The 367-nt window shown below is 65.1% G+C and carries 1 pseudogene; it reads left to right on the top strand.

The window, feature by feature from the left end:
* Positions 1-366: pseudogene (gene garD, locus AAIL67_RS24745) on the top strand (galactarate dehydratase); the annotation flags it as partial.
* Between the last annotated feature and the right edge of the window lies 1 nt (position 367).

Genomic DNA, 367 nt, shown 5'->3' with positions numbered 1-367 from the left:
GATCGCGACATCAGCCAGGGTCTGGTCTATGCGGCCACGCCGGCCAGCGACTTCATCTGCGGCACGCTGCAGCTGGCGGCCGGCATGAACCTGCATGTCTTCACCACGGGCCGCGGCACGCCTTACGGCCTGGCACAGGTTCCGGTGATCAAGGTGGCCACGCGCAGCGACCTGGCGCGGCGCTGGCACGATCTGATGGATATCAACGCCGGACGCATTGCCGACGGCGAGGCCACGATCGAAGACATAGGCTGGGAGATGTTCAGGCTGATGCTCGATGTCGCCAGCGGCCGCAAAAAGACCTGGGCCGAGCAGTGGCAGTTGCATAACGCGCTGGTGCTGTTCAACCCGGCCCCGGTGACCTGAA

Origin of the sequence: Comamonas sp. A7-5, assembly GCF_039581385.1 — a bacterium.
Taxonomy (GTDB): Bacteria; Pseudomonadota; Gammaproteobacteria; order Burkholderiales; family Burkholderiaceae_C; genus Comamonas; species Comamonas thiooxydans.
The sequence above is the reverse complement of the archived record's forward strand: the minus strand, read 5'-3'. Positions and strand labels throughout refer to the sequence as shown.